Raw genomic sequence first — 19,846 nt, 5'->3', positions numbered from 1 at the left:
TTCATGGCGGTCAATATAACTGACATTTTGATACGACATAATACGTTTGGTAATCAGTAAGCTGATAATGCTCTGCACGCGATTCAACCGGTCGTAAAACGCGGAGCTCGGGCAGAGAATCACGTGGATAGCTTGCCCGGCGGTGGTGAAAATGCCATGCTGGTGGGTGGCCTGACGTGATGTGCCGATGAGGGATCGCGAGCTTGTTCAGGCCCCGTCGTGCGGTAGGTAGTATGCCCGTGCGGCGGCACTGATTCCACCCGACAGATGGCAGGCGGTGCGTCAACGTGTCATTCGGATCGGATGGAGAAGATGGGTTTCGATGCCGGCACTCCCTGGCAGAAGCGTGCGTGCGCGTTGAGACGTGCTAGCGTGGTCGTCCTCTGCTGGTGGCCGGACGTGCGATTATCGTGCGCGGTAACATCTGAAATCCTAATCAGGAGTAGAGAGCCGCCTTGCCGGGTGAGTTCTCTTTTGCAAATAAAAAAGGGCTTGGTATGTTTTATATTTTGCGTGACAGCAACGGCCATCTCATCAGGGTAGAGGAATCGCCGTTTCCCGAAATGAACGGCGAACTGCCGGATGGTTCTGTTGAAGCAATGGCGTGGCTGAATAATCAGCAGGCTATTCTGGCTAACATCGAGCGACTGCGCAGCAGCGATCTGGAAATGGTGCGTGTACTGGAAGATCTGATTCAGGTGTTGATCACCAAAGGTCAGATTAACATCACGGATTTCCCGGCGGCTGCACAGCTTAAACTCATCAACCGGGCACAGGCGCGTGAAGCGTTGGGTGATCTGGATTCGCTAATCCGCGAAGATGAGGACAAAATATTCTGATGTTGAGAAGTACTGACAAAACGGCTTGCCAGTTAACTTGCAAGCCGTTTTTTATTGGCTCGGCAGAGTGTTACCTATGAGCGCCGGTTGGCGGCGATCAACGCAGCTTGATGAGCAAGGCGACTGAATAATGATGAAAGACGAAAAAAGTATGGATTTCGGCGCGCTGGTGTCGGAAACACGTAATCCGGCGTCCATGAATCTGGATCAACTGTCTACGCTGGAGATGGTGTCATTGTTCAATCAGGAAGATCACCGGGTGCCGGAGGCGATCCGTGACGTTTTGCCGGCGATAGCTCAGGCGGTGGATGCCGCTGCTGGCTGCCTGAAGACCGGCGGACGAATTATTTACCAGGGGGCCGGCACCAGCGGCCGTCTTGGCGTACTGGATGCGTCGGAATGTCCGCCTACCTTTGGCGTGCCGCATGGCCTGGTAGTGGGATTGATTGCCGGCGGCCCCGGAGCCTTGCTGAAGGCGGTTGAAGGCGCTGAAGATGATCCGGCGTTAGGCGAAGCGGATTTGATCGCGCTGACGCTAACCGCTCAGGATATGGTTATCGGCCTTGCTGCGTCGGGGCGAACCCCCTATGTGATTGGCGGCTTGCGCTATGCGCGTGCGTTGGGCTGTCGTACCGCCGCCATTTCCTGCAACCCGCATTCGCCGATTGCGCAGGCTGCGGAGATAGCCATTTCTCCGTTGGTGGGACCGGAAGTGTTGACCGGCTCCACCCGGCTGAAATCCGGCACGGCGCAAAAACTGGTGCTGAACATGATTTCCACCGGCGCGATGGTGCGTTTGGGCAAGGTGTATCAAAACCTGATGGTGGATGTAAAAGCCACCAACATGAAACTGGTGGATCGCGCCTGCCGTATCCTGATGGACGCCACCGGCGTTGATCGGGATACCGCGCAGCGCTGTCTGACGCAGACCGATTATGAGGTTAAACCGGCGATAGTGATGGTGGTGACCGGCTGCGACGCGCAACAGGCCAGACAGCGGCTGGCTGAGAAAGACGGCTATCTGCGCGATGCGCTGGGCGTGGAGAAGGCCTAATGCCATCGCCTCTGATTCGAACCACCGGAGCACGCGCATGTTGAATTCATCGCCGACGGCCATGCGCGTTGTGTTCTTCGATCTGGACGGCACATTGCATCGTCAGGATCTGTTCGGCAGTTTTCTGTGGTTCTTGATCCGCCATTTACCGTTGAATTTGTTGCTGGTTGTTCCTTTGTTGCCTTTGCTGGCGGCAGGATTGACCATCAATGGTCGCGCCGCTCGCTGGCCGGTTAGTCTGTTGCTGTGGGCGATCACGGCGGGACGGCGTGAAGCGCGGCTGCGACAGCTGGAGCAGGCGTTTGTGGTCTGGTTCCGCCGGCGGGTCACTGCTTTTCCTCTGGTTCACCAGCGTCTGGAAGGCTATCTGGCCGACAGCCGGTCGCAGGTCTGGCTGGTGACCGGTTCGCCGCAGCGGCTGGTCGAACAAGTCTACCGCGATGCGTCGTTTCTGCCTCAGGTCCAGTTGATCGGCAGCCAGATGACGCGGCGCTGGGGCGGTTGGGTGTTGAGCCTGCGTTGTCTGGGGCACGAAAAAGTCGTGCAGATGGAGCGCCGACTGGGGGCGCCGCTTGAGCTTTACAGCGGCTACAGCGACAGCCAACAGGATAATCCGCTACTCTTTTTCTGTGCGCATCGCTGGCGCGTGACGCCGGCCGGCCATCTGCAGCAACTGGAATGACTCGCCGCCGCTGGCATGTATAATGCGCGCCGCACGTGATGAGGGCGGAAGCCAAGAGGAATGATGAGTAATCCAATGGATGATGAATTCTGGATGCGTCATGCACTGACGCTGGCGCAACGGGCCTGGGACGAAGGCGAGGTGCCGGTCGGCGCCGTGCTGGTGCAGGGAGATAAGATCATCGGCGAAGGCTGGAATCGCCCGATTAGCCGGCACGATCCCACCGCCCATGCAGAGATCATGGCGTTACAGCAGGGAGGACAGGCGCTGCAAAACTACCGCCTGTTGGATACCACGCTGTACATCACGCTGGAGCCATGCGTGATGTGCGCCGGCGCCATGATTCACAGCCGCATCAACCGGCTGGTATATGGCGCGGCTGACGCCAAGACCGGCGCGGCCGGTTCACTGGTGGATATCCTGCGCCATCCGGGCATGAACCATCATATCGCCATTACCGACGGGGTCCTGGCGGATGAGTGTTCTGACCTACTGAGCCGTTTTTTCCGTATGCGCCGTCAGCAGCAGCGTGACGCGCGCTCCGCCGAACGGGACTCGTCCGACTGAGCGGCCGTGCGTCAGCGGGAAGGATTGGCGGTTAACTGTTCCGGCGGTACGGCGGGATAAGCGCTGGCGGCCAGTTGCTGTTGCAACGCCCGGCTTTCTTTCTCCGAAAGATACCCGACCAGACTAACCATGTAGCGCCGGATGTTTTCCACGTAGTTGTAAGCCTCCTGACCGCGGGCGTAACCGTTGGTGGTCTGGGCGTAGTAGCGTTTCTGGCTCAGCATCGGCAGGCGTATTTTGACGTCGGCCCAACTGTCAGGATTCCCTTTCTGTTTTTCCGTCAGTTTGCGGGCATCCATCATATGGGCGTAGCCCATGTTATAGGCGGCCAGCGCAAACCAGATGCGTTCGTCCGTCGGGATGGTGGCCGGCACCTGCTGCATCATCTGATTCAGGTATCTGGCGCCGCCGCGAATACTTTCTTCCGGGTTGAGTCGATCCGCCACATCCAGGCTTTCTGCGGTATTGCGGGTCAGCATCATCAAACCGCGCACTCCGGTCGGCGAGGTTGCCAGCGGATTCCAGTGCGACTCCTGATACGAAATGGCCGCCAGCAGTTTCCAGTCGATTTCTCTGGCGTATTTCTCGAACAGCGGACGCAGGCCCGGCAGGGTATTGTCGATGGCGCTGAGGAAGGTGGTGGTATCCACATAGTCGAACTCGCCGACATGCCCGAGGTACTTCTCTTCCAGACGGGCGAGGGTGCCGTCTTCCATCATCTGGCTGAAGAAGTCGAGCAGCGCGGCGGAGAGGCTATCGTCATGGTTTTGCCGCATATACCAGGTGACCGGCTCTTCGTCGCTGAGGTCGAACGACACCGCCAGCTGTGGGTGAATACGCTGCATCAGGCCGATGTTTATTGAGTCGGCGATGGTGTAATCCAGTTTTCCTTCCGCCACCTGTTTTAGCAGGTCCAGCTCGGACAGGTCGGTGGCGACCTCCCAACTCAGTTGCGGGTATTTACCGGCTTTGAAATCGCGCAGCGTGGCGGCGTGCGCCGAGCCGGACAACACGGTCAGCTTGCCCTGCAATTTGTCCAGCGCGCCGGGGCGAGCCGTACCCATGCGATAGACCAGTTGCTGCGACACCGAATAATAGGAAGGGCCGGCCCGGAAACGGCTCAGGCGCTCCCGGTTGTAAATCAGACCGGCGGCCAGCAGGTCGGCATTGTCGTTATCCAGATCGCTAAATAAGTCGTCGACGTTTTGGCGCACCGATACCACCAGCCGCACGCCGAGGTAGTCGGCGAACCGTTTGGCCAGTTCGTAGTCCAGTCCGGTGGGGGAACCGTTGCTGAGCGTATAGGTCAGCGGAGAGGTCACGGTGCTGATGCGCAGCTCGCCACGTGAAAGGATTTGCCTTAGCTGAACATCCTGGTGACTGCGCCAGGGAATATTTGGCCACAGTGCCAGCGTCAACAGCAAAGCGATCACCCCGATGAAAACATAATTTATCGTTAAACGCTTCAATGAGTTGTCTCTCGGCGGCCGGTTGGCCTGTCTGTCTGTAACGGCAGTTTCTTATGCATCTGTCCCAGAGTCGGGGGGCATTTTGCTTAACAAACCGCCAGTGTGCAACTTTTATTAGTTTGCCTACTGTTTGACCGCAAGGTGCTCTCAATGTTTAACAATCGCTACGCAAACGGTTTCGTCGCGCGCCACTATTCTCTATAATAGCGCGCGTTTCCCCCCTGTAGCGCCCTGACGCACTGTCTCCGGTGCCTCGAAGACGAGAGAAATTTAGATGATGGAAATACTGCGTGGTTCACCCGCCTTATCGGCTTTTCGTATCAATAAACTGTTGGCCCGGTGCAAGGAGTATCACCTGCCCGTCAGCGACATTTATGCCGAATACGTCCACTTCGCCGATGTGAACGCTCCGCTAAACCATGAAGAACAGTCACGACTGAGCCGACTGCTGAAATACGGCCCTTCTCTCGCAGAGCACGAGCCTACCGGGCGGCTGATTCTGGTGACCCCGCGTCCGGGCACCATTTCTCCCTGGTCTTCCAAGGCGACCGACATCGCGCACAATTGCGGTTTGCAGAAAATCCGTCGTCTGGAGCGCGGTCTGGCGTTTTACATCCACGCGCCGACGCTCAGCGATGCGCAGTGGCGGGAACTGGCCGCGCTGCTCCATGACCGCATGATGGAAAGCGTGTTTGACGACCTTCAACAGGCCAATCTGCTGTTTTCCCAGCATCAGCCGGCTCCGCTGAAACGGGTGGAAATTCTGCTGCAGGGCCGCACCGCGCTGGAGGAGGCCAACCTGCGTCTGGGTCTGGCGCTGGCCGACGACGAAATGGATTATCTGCTGGATGCTTTTACCAAACTGGGACGCAATCCGACAGATATCGAACTCTACATGTTCGCGCAGGCGAATTCCGAGCACTGCCGTCACAAAATCTTTAATGCCGATTGGATCATCAATGGCGAGACGCAGCCGAAGTCACTGTTCAAGATGATCAAAAACACCTTTGAGCATACGCCGGACTATGTGCTGTCTGCTTATAAGGATAACGCGGCGGTGATGGAAGGGTCGGCTGTCGGCCGTTTCTTCCCTGATCCGCAGGGCGCTTACGGCTACCATCAGGAAGACGCGCATATCCTGATGAAAGTGGAAACGCACAACCACCCGACCGCCATTTCACCGTGGCCGGGCGCGGCGACCGGTTCCGGCGGCGAAATCCGCGATGAAGGCGCCACCGGGCGGGGGGCAAAACCGAAAGCCGGTCTGGTGGGATTCTCAGTATCCAACCTGCGCATTCCGGGCTTTATCCAGCCGTGGGAGCAGGATTTCGGCAAGCCGGACCGTATCGTCAGCGCGCTGGACATCATGACCGACGGTCCGCTGGGCGGCGCGGCGTTCAATAACGAATTCGGCCGTCCGGCGCTGACCGGTTATTTCCGTACTTATGAAGAAGCGGTGGACAGCCATAACGGCGTTGAAGTGCGTGGTTATCACAAGCCGATCATGCTGGCGGGCGGCATCGGCAACATTCGTGCCGATCATGTGAAGAAAGGCGAAATCAGCATCGGCGCCAAGCTGATCGTGCTGGGCGGCCCGGCGATGAACATCGGTCTGGGCGGCGGCGCGGCGTCTTCTATGACCTCCGGCCAGTCTGACGCGGATCTGGATTTCGCCTCGGTACAGCGTGATAACCCGGAAATGGAGCGTCGCTGCCAGGAAGTGATCGACCGCTGTTGGCAGCTCGGCGAACAAAACCCCATTCTGTTTATCCATGACGTCGGCGCCGGCGGCCTGTCCAACGCCATGCCGGAACTGGTTAGCGACGGTGGTCGCGGCGGCCGTTTTGAGCTGCGCGATATCCTGAATGACGAACCGGGCATGAGCCCGCTGGAAGTCTGGTGTAACGAGTCGCAGGAGCGTTATGTGCTGGCGGTAGCGCCGGAACAACTGGCGCAGTTTGATGAAATCTGCCGTCGTGAGCGCGCGCCTTATGCGGTCATTGGCGAAGCCACGGAAGAACAGCATCTGACGCTCGGCGATCGCCATTTCAACAACAAGCCGATCGATATGCCGCTGGACGTGCTGCTGGGCAAAACGCCGAAAATGCTGCGTGATGTTGAGCGCAAAGACGTGGAAGGCACGCCGTTGAATCGCGAAGGTATTTATCTGGCGGACGCGGTTGAACGTGTGCTGCACTTGCCGGCGGTGGCCGAGAAAACCTTCCTGATCACCATCGGCGACCGTACGGTAACCGGGATGGTGGCGCGCGATCAGATGGTCGGGCCGTGGCAGGTGCCGGTGGCGGACTGTGCCGTGACTACCGCCAGTCTGGATAGTTATTACGGTGAAGCCATGTCCATCGGCGAACGTGCGCCGGTGGCGCTGCGTAATTTCGCCGCTTCGGCGCGGCTGGCGGTCGGGGAAGCGCTGACCAATATTGCAGCGACGCATATCGGCGATCTGAAACGGGTGAAACTGTCCGCCAACTGGATGGCGGCGGCCGGGCATCCGGGCGAGGACGCTGGTCTGTATGAAGCCGTGAAGGCGGTAGGTGAAGAGCTGTGTCCGGCGTTGGGGCTGACCATCCCGGTGGGTAAAGACTCCATGTCGATGAAAACCCGCTGGCAGGAAAACGGCGAAGACAAATCGGTAACGGCGCCGCTGTCGCTGGTCATTTCCGCCTTTGCCCGCGTGGAAGACGTACGTCATACCGTCACGCCGCAGTTGCGTACCGACAAAGATAACGTACTGCTGATGATCGATCTGGGCGCCGGGCATCACGCGCTGGGCGCTACGGCGCTGGCGCAGGTTTATCGCCAACTGGGTCGTAAAACCGCGGATGTGCGTAATCCGGCCCAACTGGCGGGCTTCTTCAATGCGATGCAGGCGCTGGTGGCGAATCAGGCTCTGCTGGCTTACCACGACCGTTCAGACGGCGGCCTGCTGGTCACGCTGGCGGAGATGGCGTTTGCCGGGCATTGCGGCGTCAAAGCCGACATCGGTTCCATGGGCGAAGATGCGCTGGCGGTGCTGTTCAACGAAGAACTGGGCGCGGTTATCCAGATCGACGCTTCCCGCCGTGCTGAAGTGGAACAGGTACTGGCTGAGCATGGTCTGGCGGATTGCGTGCATTATCTGGGACAGGCGGAAGTCGGCAACCACTTCATCATTCATAGCGGTAACGATGTGGTGTATCACGAAAGCCGCACTACGCTGCGCAACTGGTGGGCTGAAACTACCTGGCAAATGCAGCGTCTGCGTGATAACCCGCAGTGCGCCGATCAGGAACATCACGCCAAATCCGATGACAACGATCCGGGGATGAACGTGGCGCTGACCTTCGATCTGCGCGAGGACATTGCCGCGCCGTTCATCAGTCGTCAGGCGCGCCCGAAGGTGGCGGTACTGCGCGAGCAGGGCGTCAACTCTCATGTGGAAATGGCCGCGGCGTTCCATCGCGCCGGGTTTGACGCCATTGATATTCATATGAGCGATCTGCTGGCCGGTCGCCGTGACCTGCAGGACTTCCAGGCGCTGGTCGCCTGTGGCGGTTTCTCTTACGGCGATGTGCTGGGCGCCGGTGAGGGCTGGGCGAAATCAATCCTGTTCAACGATCGGGTGCGTGATGAATTCGCCGCTTTCTTCCTGCGTCCGCAAACGCTGGCGCTGGGCGTATGTAACGGCTGTCAGATGATGTCCAACCTGCGTGAACTGATTCCGGGGGCGGAGCACTGGCCGCGTTTTGTGCGCAACAAGTCAGACCGTTTTGAAGCGCGTTTTAGCCTGGTGGAAGTGACCAACAGCCCATCGCTGTTCCTGCAGGATATGGCCGGTTCCCGTATGCCGATCGCCGTATCTCACGGCGAAGGCCGCGTAGAAGTGCGTGACGACGGTCATCTGGCTGCGCTGGAACAGCATCAACTGGTGGCGTTGCGTTTCGTTAACAACTACGGTCAGGTTACGGAAGATTACCCGGTTAACCCGAACGGTTCGCCGAACGGCATCACCGCGGTAACCAGCGTCAGCGGCCGTGCTACGGTGATGATGCCGCATCCGGAGCGTGTGTTCCGTACGGTCAGCAACTCCTGGCACCCGGAAGAATGGGGCGAGGACAGCCCGTGGATGCGTATGTTCCGTAACGCACGCCGTCAGTTGGGGTGATGCGATAAAGTAATGCATTGATAATAAAGGGACTTCGGTCCCTTTATTTTTTGTCTCAAATCAGCGACAACGCCGTATTAGCCTGTCGCTAAAAGGTGACATTTATCTATTTGATTTTTAATGGTTGTTTTTGTTATCCATCAGGATGTCTTTTTTTAGCGACAAAAAGCTAAATTTCCGCCGGGTTGAAGGGCCTGCCGGATCGTTGCTGCGATAATTTTGAGTATGGTTATTTTATTTTTATTTGTATTTCAGTGTCTTGTTTTATTTTATTGATAATTGGCACGGTAAGTGCATAATAGCGTCGCTGCTCATTCAACTGGTTATGATGGCATGGTGAACGTCATATTCATGCTCATAACACCCGGAATGATGCCAAAAGATAAGGTGCCTATCGTCCAGCTTTATTGATAACTGCCTTCGGGCTTTATCGCACATCGGGCGACACGTTGAGTGAGGCACCGCCTATTCAGAGACCCGGCCAGACAGTTACTGTGTGGCCGGGTTTCGCTTTTTGGGGCCGCCGCTTTTGATCTGTTCGACACTATTTTGCGAGCCGACTCATGCTTTGCGGCCGGATTTTGCATTGCTGCACGGCATGATTGCGTGCGATTTTCCGCGATCCTGACGGTCTGCTTTTGAGGTGATGCGGATAACGCGTACAATGACGCGTTATTGCGAGCGATATATCAGGCGGACTGTTCTGGCAGGTAACGATATGATTTCGTTGAAACGTTGGCGTTTTTTTCCACGCTCTTTGCGGCAGTTGGTCATTATGGCGTTCCTGCTGGTTTTGTTGCCGCTGTTGGTGCTGGCTTATCAAGCCTACGAGAGTCTGGATCACCTCAGCGAACAGGCCGCCGGAATCAATAACACCACACTGGCCGATGCCCGGCGTAGCGAAGCCATGACCAGCACCGCCGTCAGCATGGAGCGCAGCTACCGCCAGTTTTGCGTGCTGGGGGATCAAACCCTATCGCAACTGTATCAAAACCAGCGCAAGCAGTATTCCCAGATGCTTGACGCCCATGCGCCGATTCTGCCTGACCCTTCCTATTATCAAAATCTGCGGCAATACCTGACGCAACTGACGGATATCCGTTGTCAGAATAACGGTCCGGCGGCGGCATCCGCCACGGTGCTGGATAATTTCTCCCGCACGAATGCCCAGATGGTGCAGGCAACCCGCGAAGTGATTTTCTCGCGCGGGCAGCAGTTGCAACAAGACATTGCCGAGCGAGGCCGTTTTTTCGGCTGGCAGGCGCTGGTGTTGTTCCTGGTCAGCGTGCTGCTGGTGATGCTGTTTACCCGGATGATTATCGGGCCGGTGAAAGGCGTCGAGCGCATGATCAACCGGCTGGGAGAAGGCCGTCCGTTGGGACGAATCGCCAGTTTCAGAGGGCCGACGGAAATTCGTTCTCTGGCGCAGCGAATCATCTGGCTGAGCGAGCGGCTGTCCTGGCTGGAAGCGCAACGTCACGAGTTTTTGCGCCACTTGTCCCATGAGTTGAAAACGCCGCTGGCGAGTCTGCGTGAAGGTGCCGCGTTGCTGGCGGACGAAGTGGTCGGCACGCTGACGGCTGACCAGAAAGAGGTGGTGGCGATTCTCGATAACAGCAGCCGCCATCTGCAGCAACTGATTGAACAACTGCTCGACTATAACCGAAAACTGGCGGATGCGCCGGCCGGGCTGGAGCAGGTGGATATCGACGATATCATCAATATGGTCGTCTCTGCTCACAGCCTGCCGGCGCGTGGCAAACTGATGCAAACGCATATTGAACTGGATGCGAAGGCGTGCCGGGCGGAAACCACGCTGTTGATGCGGGTGGTGGATAATCTCTATTCCAATGCGGTGCACTACGGGCTGGAATCCGGTAACATTTGGATCCGCAGCCGTCAGGTCGAGGGCCGGGTTCAGATCGATGTCGCCAACAGCGGCACTCCGATTCCTGAATCGGATAAAAGCATGATATTCGAGCCTTTTTATCAGGGAACTCACCAGCGCAAGGGCGCAGTAAAAGGGAGTGGCCTGGGATTGAGTATTGCGCAGGATTGCATCCGCCGTATGCAAGGGGAGCTGAATCTGGTCACGGTGGATTACGCCGATGTCTGTTTCCGTATTGAATTACCATTGAACACTGAGAATTAACCATGATTGCACGGTTGTTAAGCCTCCTGTCGTTACGAGGTCCGGTGATGTTGTTGTCCGGCCCGGAGGCGGTTGCCGCGCTGAAAAAGCTGCTGATCCTGCCGTGGCTATTTTTGATGGCTGTTTTACTGGCTGGCTGCGCTCAGGATAACGACAATACCCCCGCCGAGCGGCGAGGGACAGAGATAGTCAGTCCGCCTAAAGAGCAGGTGGCGGATTACCGCACCATGTCCTGTGGGCGGTTGTGGCAACTCCATAACACCGATGCGATGAACAACGCGTTGTACTGGTTACGCGTGATGGATTGCGCTTCACGCATGACGCCGGCGCAGGCCCGGCAGCAGACGTTGTTGGTGGGAGAGAATGACTGGAGCGGTTTGTTCCGTCAGGCCATCTTGCTGGATAATGCCGAAACCACAGTGCAGGAGCGCCGCCAGATTATTGAACAACTGAACCGTCATCGGCTGAATGTGCCGCTGACGTTGCTGCCGCTGTTTCAGGTCTGGCTGGATAAACAGAACCTGATGTTGACCCTGGCCGATGAGCGCCAGCGCTTCCAGCGCACACAGGAAAACAGCGACAAACAGCTGGAAGTTATGCATGAACAGCAGAATCAGTTGCAATCCCAGTTGGAAGCCACGACGCGTAAACTGGAAAATTTGACCGATATCGAACGTCAGCTCTCATCGCGTAAGCCGGTTCAGGGCGATTTGCCGGATGGCGAAGGGCGTCGGGCGGTAAAAAGCGGTGAAAGCGAAACGCCGCCCGCTGTGGTGAAAAAAGGAATGAAAAGCGAATGACCACCCGAAAATCCGCCAGCCTGCTGTTAGTGGATGATGATCCCAGCCTATTGAAATTGCTGGGAATGCGCCTGACCAGCGAAGGGTTTACCGTCACCACGGCAACCAGCGGTCAGGACGCGTTGCGGTTGTTGCTGCGGGAAAAAATCGATCTGGTGATCAGTGACTTGCGCATGGATGAAATGGATGGGTTGGCCTTGTTTGCCGAAATCCAGAAAAATCAGCCGGGAATGCCGGTGATTATCCTGACTGCGCACGGTTCTATCCCTGAAGCGGTGGCGGCAACGCAGCAGGGCGTATTCAGCTTTTTGACCAAGCCGGTTGATCGCGACGCGTTATACAAAGCGATTGATGATGCGCTTAAGCTGTCGCCGCCGGCAAGCGATGAGAGCTGGCGCGCAGCGGTAGTGACGCGCAGTCCGATTATGCTGCGCCTGCTTGAACAGGCCAAAATGGTGGCGCAGTCGGATGTCAGCGTATTGATTAACGGTCAGAGCGGCACCGGGAAAGAGGTGCTGGCGCAGGCGATTCACGCCGCCAGCCCCCGGGCGGGAAGGCCGTTTATCGCCATCAACTGCGGCGCATTGCCGGAACCTTTGCTGGAATCCGAATTATTCGGTCATGCCCGCGGGGCCTTTACCGGCGCAGTCAGCCAGCGCGAGGGGTTATTCCAGGCGGCGGAAGGCGGTACGCTGTTTCTGGATGAAATCGGCGACATGCCGCTCGCGTTGCAGGTGAAGCTGTTGCGCGTATTGCAGGAGCGTAAGATCAGGCCGCTGGGCAGTAACCGGGATATAGACATCAATGTGCGGATTATTTCCGCCACCCATCGTGATTTACCTAAAGCGATGGAGAAAGGGGAGTTTCGTGAGGATCTTTACTATCGCCTCAATGTGGTGAATCTCAAACTGCCTGCATTGAATGAGCGAGCTGAAGATATTCCGCTGTTGGCCAACCACTTGCTGCGCGAAGCGGCGGCACGACACAAACCCTTTGTACGCAGTTTTTCGACGGACGCCATGAAACGCCTGATGGCGGCCAGTTGGCCGGGCAACGTGCGGCAACTGGTCAATGTGATTGAGCAATGCGTCGCGCTGACCAGTGCGCCGGTAATTGGCGATGCGCTGGTGGAACAGGCGCTGGAAGGGGAAAATACGGCGCTGCCTACGTTTGCCGAAGCGCGTAATCAGTTTGAGCTCAATTACCTGCGCAAATTACTGCAGATCGCCAAAGGTAACGTGACGCAGGCGGCGCGTATGGCGGGGCGAAACCGTACGGAATTTTATAAATTGCTGGCGCGGCACGAACTGGACGCCAACGATTTTAAAGAATAGTGTTAAGTTATTGTGAATTGCATGGCCGATCATGATTTCGCCGTGCTGGCTCTGGCCGCTACATAGTGATGATTAGGATTTCACCATGAAAAAAATTGATGCGATTATTAAACCATTCAAACTGGATGATGTACGCGAAGCGTTAGCCGAGGTAGGCATCACCGGGATGACGGTCACGGAAGTAAAAGGATTCGGACGCCAGAAGGGCCATACGGAGCTGTATCGCGGCGCCGAATACATGGTGGATTTTCTGCCGAAAGTGAAAATTGAGATCGTGGTGTCCGACGATATCGTTGATACCTGTGTGGAAACCATCATGAGCACCGCGCAGACCGGCAAGATCGGCGACGGCAAGATCTTTGTCTTTGATGTAGCTCGTGTAATCCGTATCCGCACCGGCGAAGAGGACGAAGCCGCCATCTGACAGCGGTCGTGTTTTTGTGTTTCGGAAAGACAAACAGCCAGCCGCTAGCGGCTGGCTGTTTTGTTGTCAGCCTTAAACCACCTCCTGGGGGAGGTGGTGATTGTGGCATCAGACTGGCAATCCGTCAGGGGAGTGTCGGCGTCCAGTCGCCCAGTACTTTGCTCTGGGTGTACTCTTTCGCCTGTGCGTCGGTCAGTTGCCGACGGTCTTTGCTCACCACCGCTCCCGCACCATAGGATTTGTACTCGAAGAAACGGGAATCTTCCGGATTGAACCAGATGGTATTGCCGTCCTTGTCCTTGCCGGACATCTTGTCCCAACCATAAATATGGTTATCCATACTGGTGTTCAGGAAAACGGTCTGACCAATAGCGTTCGGATCCGCGTAACGACCATCAGAGAACGTTGTTGTCGGATGCCAGGGGCGACCCAGCCCGTAGCTTTTTGCCGGTACCGAATCGCTTTCCCGAATCACGCGGCTGTTGGTGATCACCAGACCATACTTCTGATTGATGTTGGTGCTGGGCGCAGTCAGGTAACCGGAGATACCGCCGCTTTTCACATCAGCGCGATAACGGGAAACCAGATCGCAGTTGTCGAACAGCGCGGTGCCGTCGCCAAAGATAAAGTCAACTGTGCCGCTGATACGGCAATCGGAGAAGAAGCTGCGGCCGCCGGAAACATACAGCGTGTCCTGATAGCCGATCAGGCTGACGTCTTTGAAGTAGGCGCGGTCGCCGCTTTTGTTGACGTACAGCGCTACCGCCTGCGTATCCTTGATTTTACTGCTGTCGCTGTCGCTTTTGGCCTGATTGGCCGGGAAATCAAAGTCGTTGCGAATAGTCAGCGATTGGGCGCTGAAATCCTTGGCGCTGATGGTGATGGTGCTGCTGCCTGCCGTTCCCCATTTGCTGCCGTCCGACTTCAGGGTGCCCGCCGCCGTAGCGGCGGCAATGACGGCACCGTTACGGCTTTCGCCTTTCAGGTGCAGGTTACTGCGGGTAATCGTCAGGCGTTCGTTATAGACGCCGTTCTTGATCAGAATGACGAACGGCGTACTGCCCGCCGGGGCGCTGGCAATCGCGTCGGCAATGGTTTTGAACGTTTTGCCGTCGCTGGCGGATTTTGACACCACAGCGTTGTAGGTTGTCGCTGCCTGTGCCTGATGTACGCTGGCGGCGATAATCAGCGACAGCGCGAGGGTTCCTGAGATCGTTTTTAACATACACATATTCCTTTAGTGGTGGATGACAGAGGTCCAGGTGCTTCATGCACGAGTAACGTCCTATAAAACCTATTTCACAGCATTACCGACCAGTCGGTTGCAGCTTGCCCGCCAGTTCCCGCAGCGAAGGCGTGGCGCTGATCTGGTCGGCGACTATCGTCGCGACCGCCTGCGCGCCTTTCTGCTGGAAGTGGGTGGTGTCGGGCTGAGTCAGGCTGCCTGCCTGGTCGCGGTAATAGGGGTAACGTTCCGGGTCTACCGCTAGCCAGTATTGCTGCCATTGCTGGCCGTCGCCCTGATTGGCCAACGCCAGCGTCGCGGTTTCCACATCCAGCAGCGGCACTTTGTTCTTGCTGGCCGTATCGCGGATGGTCTGCGTGTAATCGCCGATAAAGGCATAACCGCCGGCTTTGTTCTGTTTTGTCAGGTGGCTGTGGACCGCCGGTGTCCCGTTCTTTCCTTCGGCGTTTTTGACGCGCGCCGTCGGGGTCAGCAATACCGGTATCATCCGATGCGCCCGCGCGTAACGAATGTAGCGTTCCAGCGAGATCTGGAAAGACATATCCGGTTTGCCCTGCGGGTATTGCGGCCTGCCGTCGGCGCTGTTGGGGTAAGTACAGAGGTTGGCGACATCCGCCGCGCCGCGAACCGCTTTCTGGCTATCGCAGTTCTGATCGTTGTGCCCCATACCGATAAACAAATAATCGCCCGGCCGCATGAAAGGCTCCATCTGGCGGAACCAGCCTTCGTAGTAGAAATCGCGTGAGCTGCGTCCGGAGCGGGCGCCATTCACGACGGCGATCTGACTGCCGGGGCGGAACTGCTGTTCAAATACCTGTCCCCATCCCATCCGGGGGAAGCGTGCTTTTTCATAGGTTGCCGCGGTTGAATCGCTGACGATGAAAATTCGGGTACGCGCCCGCTCAAGCGCTTTGCGATGCTGACTGGCGCTGGTCAGGTCCAATGGCTCGTAACTGCCGGAGGCATTCAGCCCGATAATCGGACGAAACGCGATGTCAGTCAGCACGGTGTGGCCGGCCTGGCCGCTGTCATTGTGGTAATTGCGGGCATGATTGATGACCTGCAAAACCTGGGTAAAAGCCGGGGTTTGCGTATCCGGATAGGTTAACGGGTCGAACTGGGCGGGAACGGCGATACCGGCCTGCTTCAGCGCATCGTCGAAACCGGCATGGAATTCGCGGTAGGCGGTTTCCCAGGATGCGGCCGACAATGCCGGCAAGGCAGTGGCATCGATCAGTTGCTGTGGGCCAATATAGCCCGCTGACGCGGCAACGTCAGACAGAATGCGATCGGTCAGCGGATTGATATTAATGTGATTTTCATGACCATCACGTAATTGTGGAACCAGCGCGCTCAGGCAGACGGCGCGAAGCTGGTTGCTGGCAAGACAGTTTTGCCCGCCAGCTTCGATGGCGGACAGGCGCAGAGGCGTAACCAGCGAAGATACGTCGGCATAAAATCGCCCCTGAATGTCGGTTTTTACTTTGCGCTCTACGCCGCGCTGGTCTTTGATCAGCAGCGTGGCGGGAAACCGTATGTCGCGGTAGGCCACTCTGCCGCTAATCAGGGTGTTGGGCGCCAGGGTAGCGACATTGAGTGTCGGGTTCGAGGGGGTAACAGATGTTTCCGGAGCGGTGCTTTCAGCCTGCGCAAAAGAGATGGGCAGACAAAGCAGGGAACCGAGAAAAAGGGTACGTTTCCAGGTAATTATTAGCATGATGATGACCTCTTCTCCCTGCGATTGATGCAAAAAACGGCCACTTTTTCAAGTGGCCGCTGTTGCCGGCAGAGAAATTACAGTTTGCCGTAGCCTGCGTTGCTGTTGATGCTGCTAGCCAGGCTGCTCGTCATGGTCTGAGCCGAATATTTGTACGGCAGAGTCGGTTTGTAAGCGGTGAGGCCGCAGGTATCCAGGTTCGTGGTTGACGAACCGTTAACCAGCGAGCCTTTATCGGAGAATACCTTGCTGTTGAAGGCTTTCACGATGCTGCATTCCGGGTTTTTGCCATCGATGCTCTTCAGGTTGGAGAGCGTGAAGGAGTTGGCTTCAGACAGGATGCTGCCGCTGGTGCCGAGACCGAAGCTGTACAGATACGGGTAGACGCTGTGCTTCACGTCGCCCAGATACACGTTGTTGTAAGCGTGGATGCTACCAAAGCGGACACGCGGAGTACGCTCGGTAACGCGGTCGAACACGTTGTTGTGGAAGGTCACGCGCAGTTTGCCGGAGTCCTGTGAGCCATTGCTGTCGCTGTGGCCGATCAGGATGGTTTTGTCGTGCAGTTCGAAGCGGCTGTAAGAAATGGTGACGAAGTCGGACCCTTTCTTGATATCCAGCGCGCCGTCGTGCTGTACGTATTTCTCACCGTTTTTGGTGGTGTATTTGTCATCGGTGAAGCTGCCGTCGCTGATGGTGACATGGTCAACCCAGACGTGGTCTGAGTTATCAATCACCGCGGCGTCCCACTCGGCGTTCCAACCATCCCCTGTTTCGTAATGCGGCGCCACATCCACCGGCGTTTCGAGATACAGGTTACGCAGAATAACGTTGCTGACGCCTTTCACTACCAGCGAACCGTTGGTGAACTTGCCGTTGCTGCCGATACCGATGATGGTGGTATTGGACGGAATGCTGATCTGGCTGCGGGCCTTCTGATCGTCAAAGCTGGTGTAGGCTTTGCCGCCGCTGATATCAATCGCCCCTGTTACCTGGATGATCTTGGGATCGGTATCCGTACCGTTCAGCGCCGCTTTGAATTCGCTGATGCTTTTTACTGCATAGATTTTGGCTGAGGTTGCTTTGGCGCCGCCGGTGGTGCCGTTGCTCTGCGTTGCCCAGCCGGTTGAGGCCGCTTCTGTCGCTTTAGTGGTTTGCAGGCTGGCTGCGTGGGCTGCGGAAGTCATCATCGCGGTGGCGATAATGGCTGCCAGTAGGCTTTTGGTTCCTGCAGAAGACACACGAGTGTTGTTCATAGACCGTTTCCTTGCGCTGTAGGCGCTAATCCAATTGCATTGTTGAAAATTAAAAAGTGTTTGTGAAAAAAATGAAATGCCATTTTGTCCTTTGGCAAGGCGGATTTTTAAGCGTTTTTGATTGTTTGTTTTGTGATCAAAATCTCGTTTTTTTTATGAGGGTGATTAATTTTATCTAAAGTGTGATCGAGACCGGTAACTTTTCATAATGGATGTTGAATTAAATTTTCTTTTAAATTCAGTGATATGGTCCGGTGTTTTTATCTGGAATAACTAAAATAGTTAACAATTGATTCGATTTTTATTAAATAGAATTTTATTAATATGAGGTTCTTACTAATGCCGGTTTATCTCTGTCTTTCATGGGAAACCCGGTCGGCTGCTGGATGGCGCGCCTGCGGCAAGGCTGGATTAGCCAGAACTGTATTGGGACGATCTTTGGAGAAAACAGCAGCGATATGAGTGATGGGGATGTGGGGAAAGTAAAAGGCCACTCTTGCAGTGGCCTTGTGCGATGGAGCGGAAAATTACAGTTTGCCGTAACCCGCGTTGCTGCTGATGCTGTTTGCCAGGCTGGTGGTAATGGTCTGGGCTGAATATTTGTACGGGATCTTGGCGGTATATGAACTGAAGCCAAAGCCGCAACCATTCAGATTGTACGAAGCGCCGTTGATGATCGAACCCTTATCAGAGAAGATCTTACCGTTAAACGCTTTGACCACGCTGCATTCCTTGTCGCGTCCGCTGATCTTCTTAAGGTTATCAATGGTAAACGCGTTGGACTCAGACAGCAGGCTACCGCTGGTGCCGATACCGAAGCTGTACTGATAGCGGTAGGCTTTGTGGTTGACGTCGCCAACGTAAACGTTGTTGTAAGCGTGGACGCTACCGAAGCGTACGCGCGGGGTACGTTCGCCGACCCGGTCAAACAGGTTGTTGTGGAAGGTCACGCGCAGTTTGCCGGAATCCTGCGAACCATTGTTGTCGCTGTGGCCGATCAGGATGGTTTTGTCGTGCAGTTCGAAGCGGCTGTTGGAAACGGTCACATAGTCGGAGCCGCGTTTGATATCCAGTGCGCCATCGTGCTGGACATATTTTTCGCCGTTTTTGGTGGTGTATTTGTCATCGGTGAAGCTGCCGTCGCTGATGGTAACATGGTCAACCCAGACGTGGTCTGTGCTGTCAATCACCACTGCGTCCCATTCTGCGTTCCAGCCATCCCCTTCTTCGTAATGCGGCGCTACGTCTACCGGCGTTTCGATATACAGATTACGCAGGATAACGTTGCTGACGCCTTTCACCACCAGCGAGCCGTTGGTGAATTTGCCTTTGCTGTCGATACCGATGATGGTGGTATTGGACGGAATGCTGATCTGGCTGCGGGCTTTTTGATCGTCAAAGCTGGTGTAGGCTTTGCCGCCGCTGATATCAATTGCCCCTGTTACCTGGATGATCTTGGGCGACGAATCGGTTCCGTTCAGCGCCGCTTTGAATTCGCTGATGTTTTTCACCGCGTAGATTTTGGATGATGACGCTTTGGCGCCGCCGGTAGTGCCGCCGCTCTGCGTCGCCCAACCGGTTGAGGCCGTTTCTGTCGCCTTGGCGGTTTGCAGGCTGGCAGCGGAAGCCACGGAAACCATCATGGTGGTGGCGATAATCGCCGCCAGCGCGCTTTTGGTTCCCAGGGCTGAACGTCCTGTTGTTTTCTGTGTTGAACGTGAGTTGTTCATGACAATTTTCCTTTTCCTTGTGTGCTCAGGGAGCGATCCAATGGTGTCTATTTGTTACTCGTGTGTCTAAAAACGAAATACCATTTCACCTTTTGTCTTGGCGAATGTTTATGCGCTTTTGGTGTCTATTTTGTGAGCTACATCACGACGATGGTAATAGCATTTATTAATAAAAAATAACCTATTGACTGCATTTGTAACTTTGTGTTACGTGAGTTTGTTTTTGTTTTTAATTAAAATCAATGAATTATGTTTTTAATCTCAATGCTTTGGGTGATTATAGTTAATTTATATTGATGATTTGGTCGGCGGCGTGAGCACGAAATTGGCATGAAGAAAGGGCAGGCGGATGAAGCCAGGGGGGACAAGTAAAAACGGCCGCCCGTGGGGCAGCCGTGGTGAACAAAAGAACGG

Annotated in this window: 14 protein-coding genes; 9 read left to right on the top strand and 5 right to left on the bottom strand. The window is 55.9% G+C overall.

Going from position 1 to position 19,846, the window contains the following annotated elements:
* Nucleotides 1-497 precede the first annotated feature (497 nt).
* The 4 genes from CVE23_RS16515 to tadA all read left to right on the top strand — a co-directional run bounded on the left by CVE23_RS16515 (nucleotide 498) and on the right by tadA (nucleotide 3,142).
* On the top strand, nucleotides 498-839 hold the full coding sequence (locus CVE23_RS16515; protein ID WP_038921083.1) for a tryptophan synthase subunit beta: 342 nt from the start codon (nucleotides 498-500) through the stop codon (nucleotides 837-839).
* A 130-nt stretch (nucleotides 840-969) separates the two neighbouring features.
* Entirely contained in the window at nucleotides 970-1,893 is a 924-nt protein-coding gene (murQ, locus tag CVE23_RS16510) for an N-acetylmuramic acid 6-phosphate etherase (protein ID WP_268236174.1), read from the top strand.
* A gap of 37 nt (nucleotides 1,894-1,930) precedes the next feature.
* Nucleotides 1,931-2,575 carry a phosphatidylglycerophosphatase C gene (gene yfhb, locus CVE23_RS16505; protein WP_038919880.1) on the top strand — a complete coding sequence of 215 codons (645 nt, stop codon included), beginning with the start codon at nucleotides 1,931-1,933 and terminating at the stop codon, nucleotides 2,573-2,575.
* Between the two features lie 63 nt (nucleotides 2,576-2,638).
* Nucleotides 2,639-3,142 carry a tRNA adenosine(34) deaminase TadA gene (gene tadA / locus CVE23_RS16500; RefSeq protein ID WP_038919879.1) on the top strand — a complete coding sequence of 168 codons (504 nt, stop codon included), beginning with the start codon at nucleotides 2,639-2,641 and terminating at the stop codon, nucleotides 3,140-3,142.
* Nucleotides 3,143-3,153: 11 nt separating this feature from the next.
* On the opposite strand, the gene mltF is transcribed toward tadA, so the two are convergent.
* Nucleotides 3,154-4,611, bottom strand: a complete 1,458-nt coding sequence (gene mltF, locus CVE23_RS16495) for a membrane-bound lytic murein transglycosylase MltF (protein ID WP_100849979.1) — start codon at nucleotides 4,609-4,611, stop codon at nucleotides 3,154-3,156.
* A gap of 277 nt (nucleotides 4,612-4,888) precedes the next feature.
* Between mltF and purL the strand changes: the two genes are divergently transcribed.
* From purL to glnB, 5 genes are all read left to right on the top strand, one after another.
* Complete coding sequence (gene purL, locus CVE23_RS16490) at nucleotides 4,889-8,773, top strand: phosphoribosylformylglycinamidine synthase (RefSeq protein WP_100850489.1); 3,885 nt, start codon at nucleotides 4,889-4,891, stop codon at nucleotides 8,771-8,773.
* A 718-nt stretch (nucleotides 8,774-9,491) separates the two neighbouring features.
* Nucleotides 9,492-10,925, top strand: a complete 1,434-nt coding sequence (locus CVE23_RS16485) for a sensor histidine kinase (RefSeq protein ID WP_038919877.1) — start codon at nucleotides 9,492-9,494, stop codon at nucleotides 10,923-10,925.
* A 2-nt stretch (nucleotides 10,926-10,927) separates the two neighbouring features.
* Entirely contained in the window at nucleotides 10,928-11,725 is a 798-nt protein-coding gene (qseG, locus tag CVE23_RS16480) for a two-component system QseEF-associated lipoprotein QseG (protein WP_038919876.1), read from the top strand.
* Entirely contained in the window at nucleotides 11,722-13,059 is a 1,338-nt protein-coding gene (gene glrR / locus CVE23_RS16475) for a two-component system response regulator GlrR (protein ID WP_038666757.1), read from the top strand. The genes qseG and glrR overlap by 4 nt, the downstream gene beginning before the upstream one ends.
* 85 nt (nucleotides 13,060-13,144) lie before the next feature.
* Nucleotides 13,145-13,483, top strand: coding sequence for a nitrogen regulatory protein P-II (glnB, locus tag CVE23_RS16470; RefSeq protein WP_013318986.1), 339 nt, complete (start codon nucleotides 13,145-13,147; stop codon nucleotides 13,481-13,483).
* Nucleotides 13,484-13,607: 124 nt separating this feature from the next.
* Here the strand turns inward: glnB and pemA are convergent, their stop codons facing one another.
* The 4 genes from pemA to pelE2 form a co-directional block, all read right to left on the bottom strand.
* Nucleotides 13,608-14,708, bottom strand: a complete 1,101-nt coding sequence (gene pemA, locus CVE23_RS16465) for a pectinesterase PemA (RefSeq protein ID WP_100849978.1) — start codon at nucleotides 14,706-14,708, stop codon at nucleotides 13,608-13,610.
* Between the two features lie 82 nt (nucleotides 14,709-14,790).
* The gene (paeY, locus tag CVE23_RS16460; protein WP_100849977.1) at nucleotides 14,791-16,446 is read right to left on the bottom strand and encodes a pectin acetylesterase PaeY; all 1,656 of its coding nucleotides are present in this window, start codon (nucleotides 16,444-16,446) and stop codon (nucleotides 14,791-14,793) included.
* A gap of 77 nt (nucleotides 16,447-16,523) precedes the next feature.
* On the bottom strand, nucleotides 16,524-17,702 hold the full coding sequence (locus tag CVE23_RS16455; protein WP_038919873.1) for a polysaccharide lyase: 1,179 nt from the start codon (nucleotides 17,700-17,702) through the stop codon (nucleotides 16,524-16,526).
* A gap of 527 nt (nucleotides 17,703-18,229) precedes the next feature.
* Nucleotides 18,230-19,432 carry a pectate lyase PelE2 gene (gene pelE2 / locus CVE23_RS16450; RefSeq protein ID WP_038919872.1) on the bottom strand — a complete coding sequence of 401 codons (1,203 nt, stop codon included), beginning with the start codon at nucleotides 19,430-19,432 and terminating at the stop codon, nucleotides 18,230-18,232.
* Nucleotides 19,433-19,846 lie beyond the last annotated feature (414 nt).

Source organism: Dickeya fangzhongdai, from assembly GCF_002812485.1.
In the GTDB taxonomy this organism is placed as follows: domain Bacteria; phylum Pseudomonadota; class Gammaproteobacteria; order Enterobacterales; family Enterobacteriaceae; genus Dickeya; species Dickeya fangzhongdai.
The sequence above is the reverse complement of the archived record's forward strand: the minus strand, read 5'-3'. Positions and strand labels throughout refer to the sequence as shown.

Excerpts from the sequence above, each read along its gene's own strand:
- qseG (WP_038919876.1), top strand. The coding sequence starts at position 10,928 with ATGATTGCACGGTTGTTAAGCCTCCTGTCGTTACGAGGTCCGGTGATG.
- pelE2 (WP_038919872.1), bottom strand. The coding sequence starts at position 19,432 with ATGAACAACTCACGTTCAACACAGAAAACAACAGGACGTTCAGCCCTG.
- tadA (WP_038919879.1), top strand. The coding sequence starts at position 2,639 with ATGAGTAATCCAATGGATGATGAATTCTGGATGCGTCATGCACTGACG.
- murQ (WP_268236174.1), top strand. The coding sequence starts at position 970 with ATGATGAAAGACGAAAAAAGTATGGATTTCGGCGCGCTGGTGTCGGAA.
- CVE23_RS16455 (WP_038919873.1), bottom strand. The coding sequence starts at position 17,702 with ATGAACAACACTCGTGTGTCTTCTGCAGGAACCAAAAGCCTACTGGCA.
- purL (WP_100850489.1), top strand. The coding sequence starts at position 4,889 with ATGGAAATACTGCGTGGTTCACCCGCCTTATCGGCTTTTCGTATCAAT.
- glrR (WP_038666757.1), top strand. The coding sequence starts at position 11,722 with ATGACCACCCGAAAATCCGCCAGCCTGCTGTTAGTGGATGATGATCCC.
- glnB (WP_013318986.1), top strand. The coding sequence starts at position 13,145 with ATGAAAAAAATTGATGCGATTATTAAACCATTCAAACTGGATGATGTA.
- pemA (WP_100849978.1), bottom strand. The coding sequence starts at position 14,708 with ATGTTAAAAACGATCTCAGGAACCCTCGCGCTGTCGCTGATTATCGCC.
- paeY (WP_100849977.1), bottom strand. The coding sequence starts at position 16,446 with ATGCTAATAATTACCTGGAAACGTACCCTTTTTCTCGGTTCCCTGCTT.
- CVE23_RS16515 (WP_038921083.1), top strand. The coding sequence starts at position 498 with ATGTTTTATATTTTGCGTGACAGCAACGGCCATCTCATCAGGGTAGAG.
- yfhb (WP_038919880.1), top strand. The coding sequence starts at position 1,931 with ATGTTGAATTCATCGCCGACGGCCATGCGCGTTGTGTTCTTCGATCTG.
- CVE23_RS16485 (WP_038919877.1), top strand. The coding sequence starts at position 9,492 with ATGATTTCGTTGAAACGTTGGCGTTTTTTTCCACGCTCTTTGCGGCAG.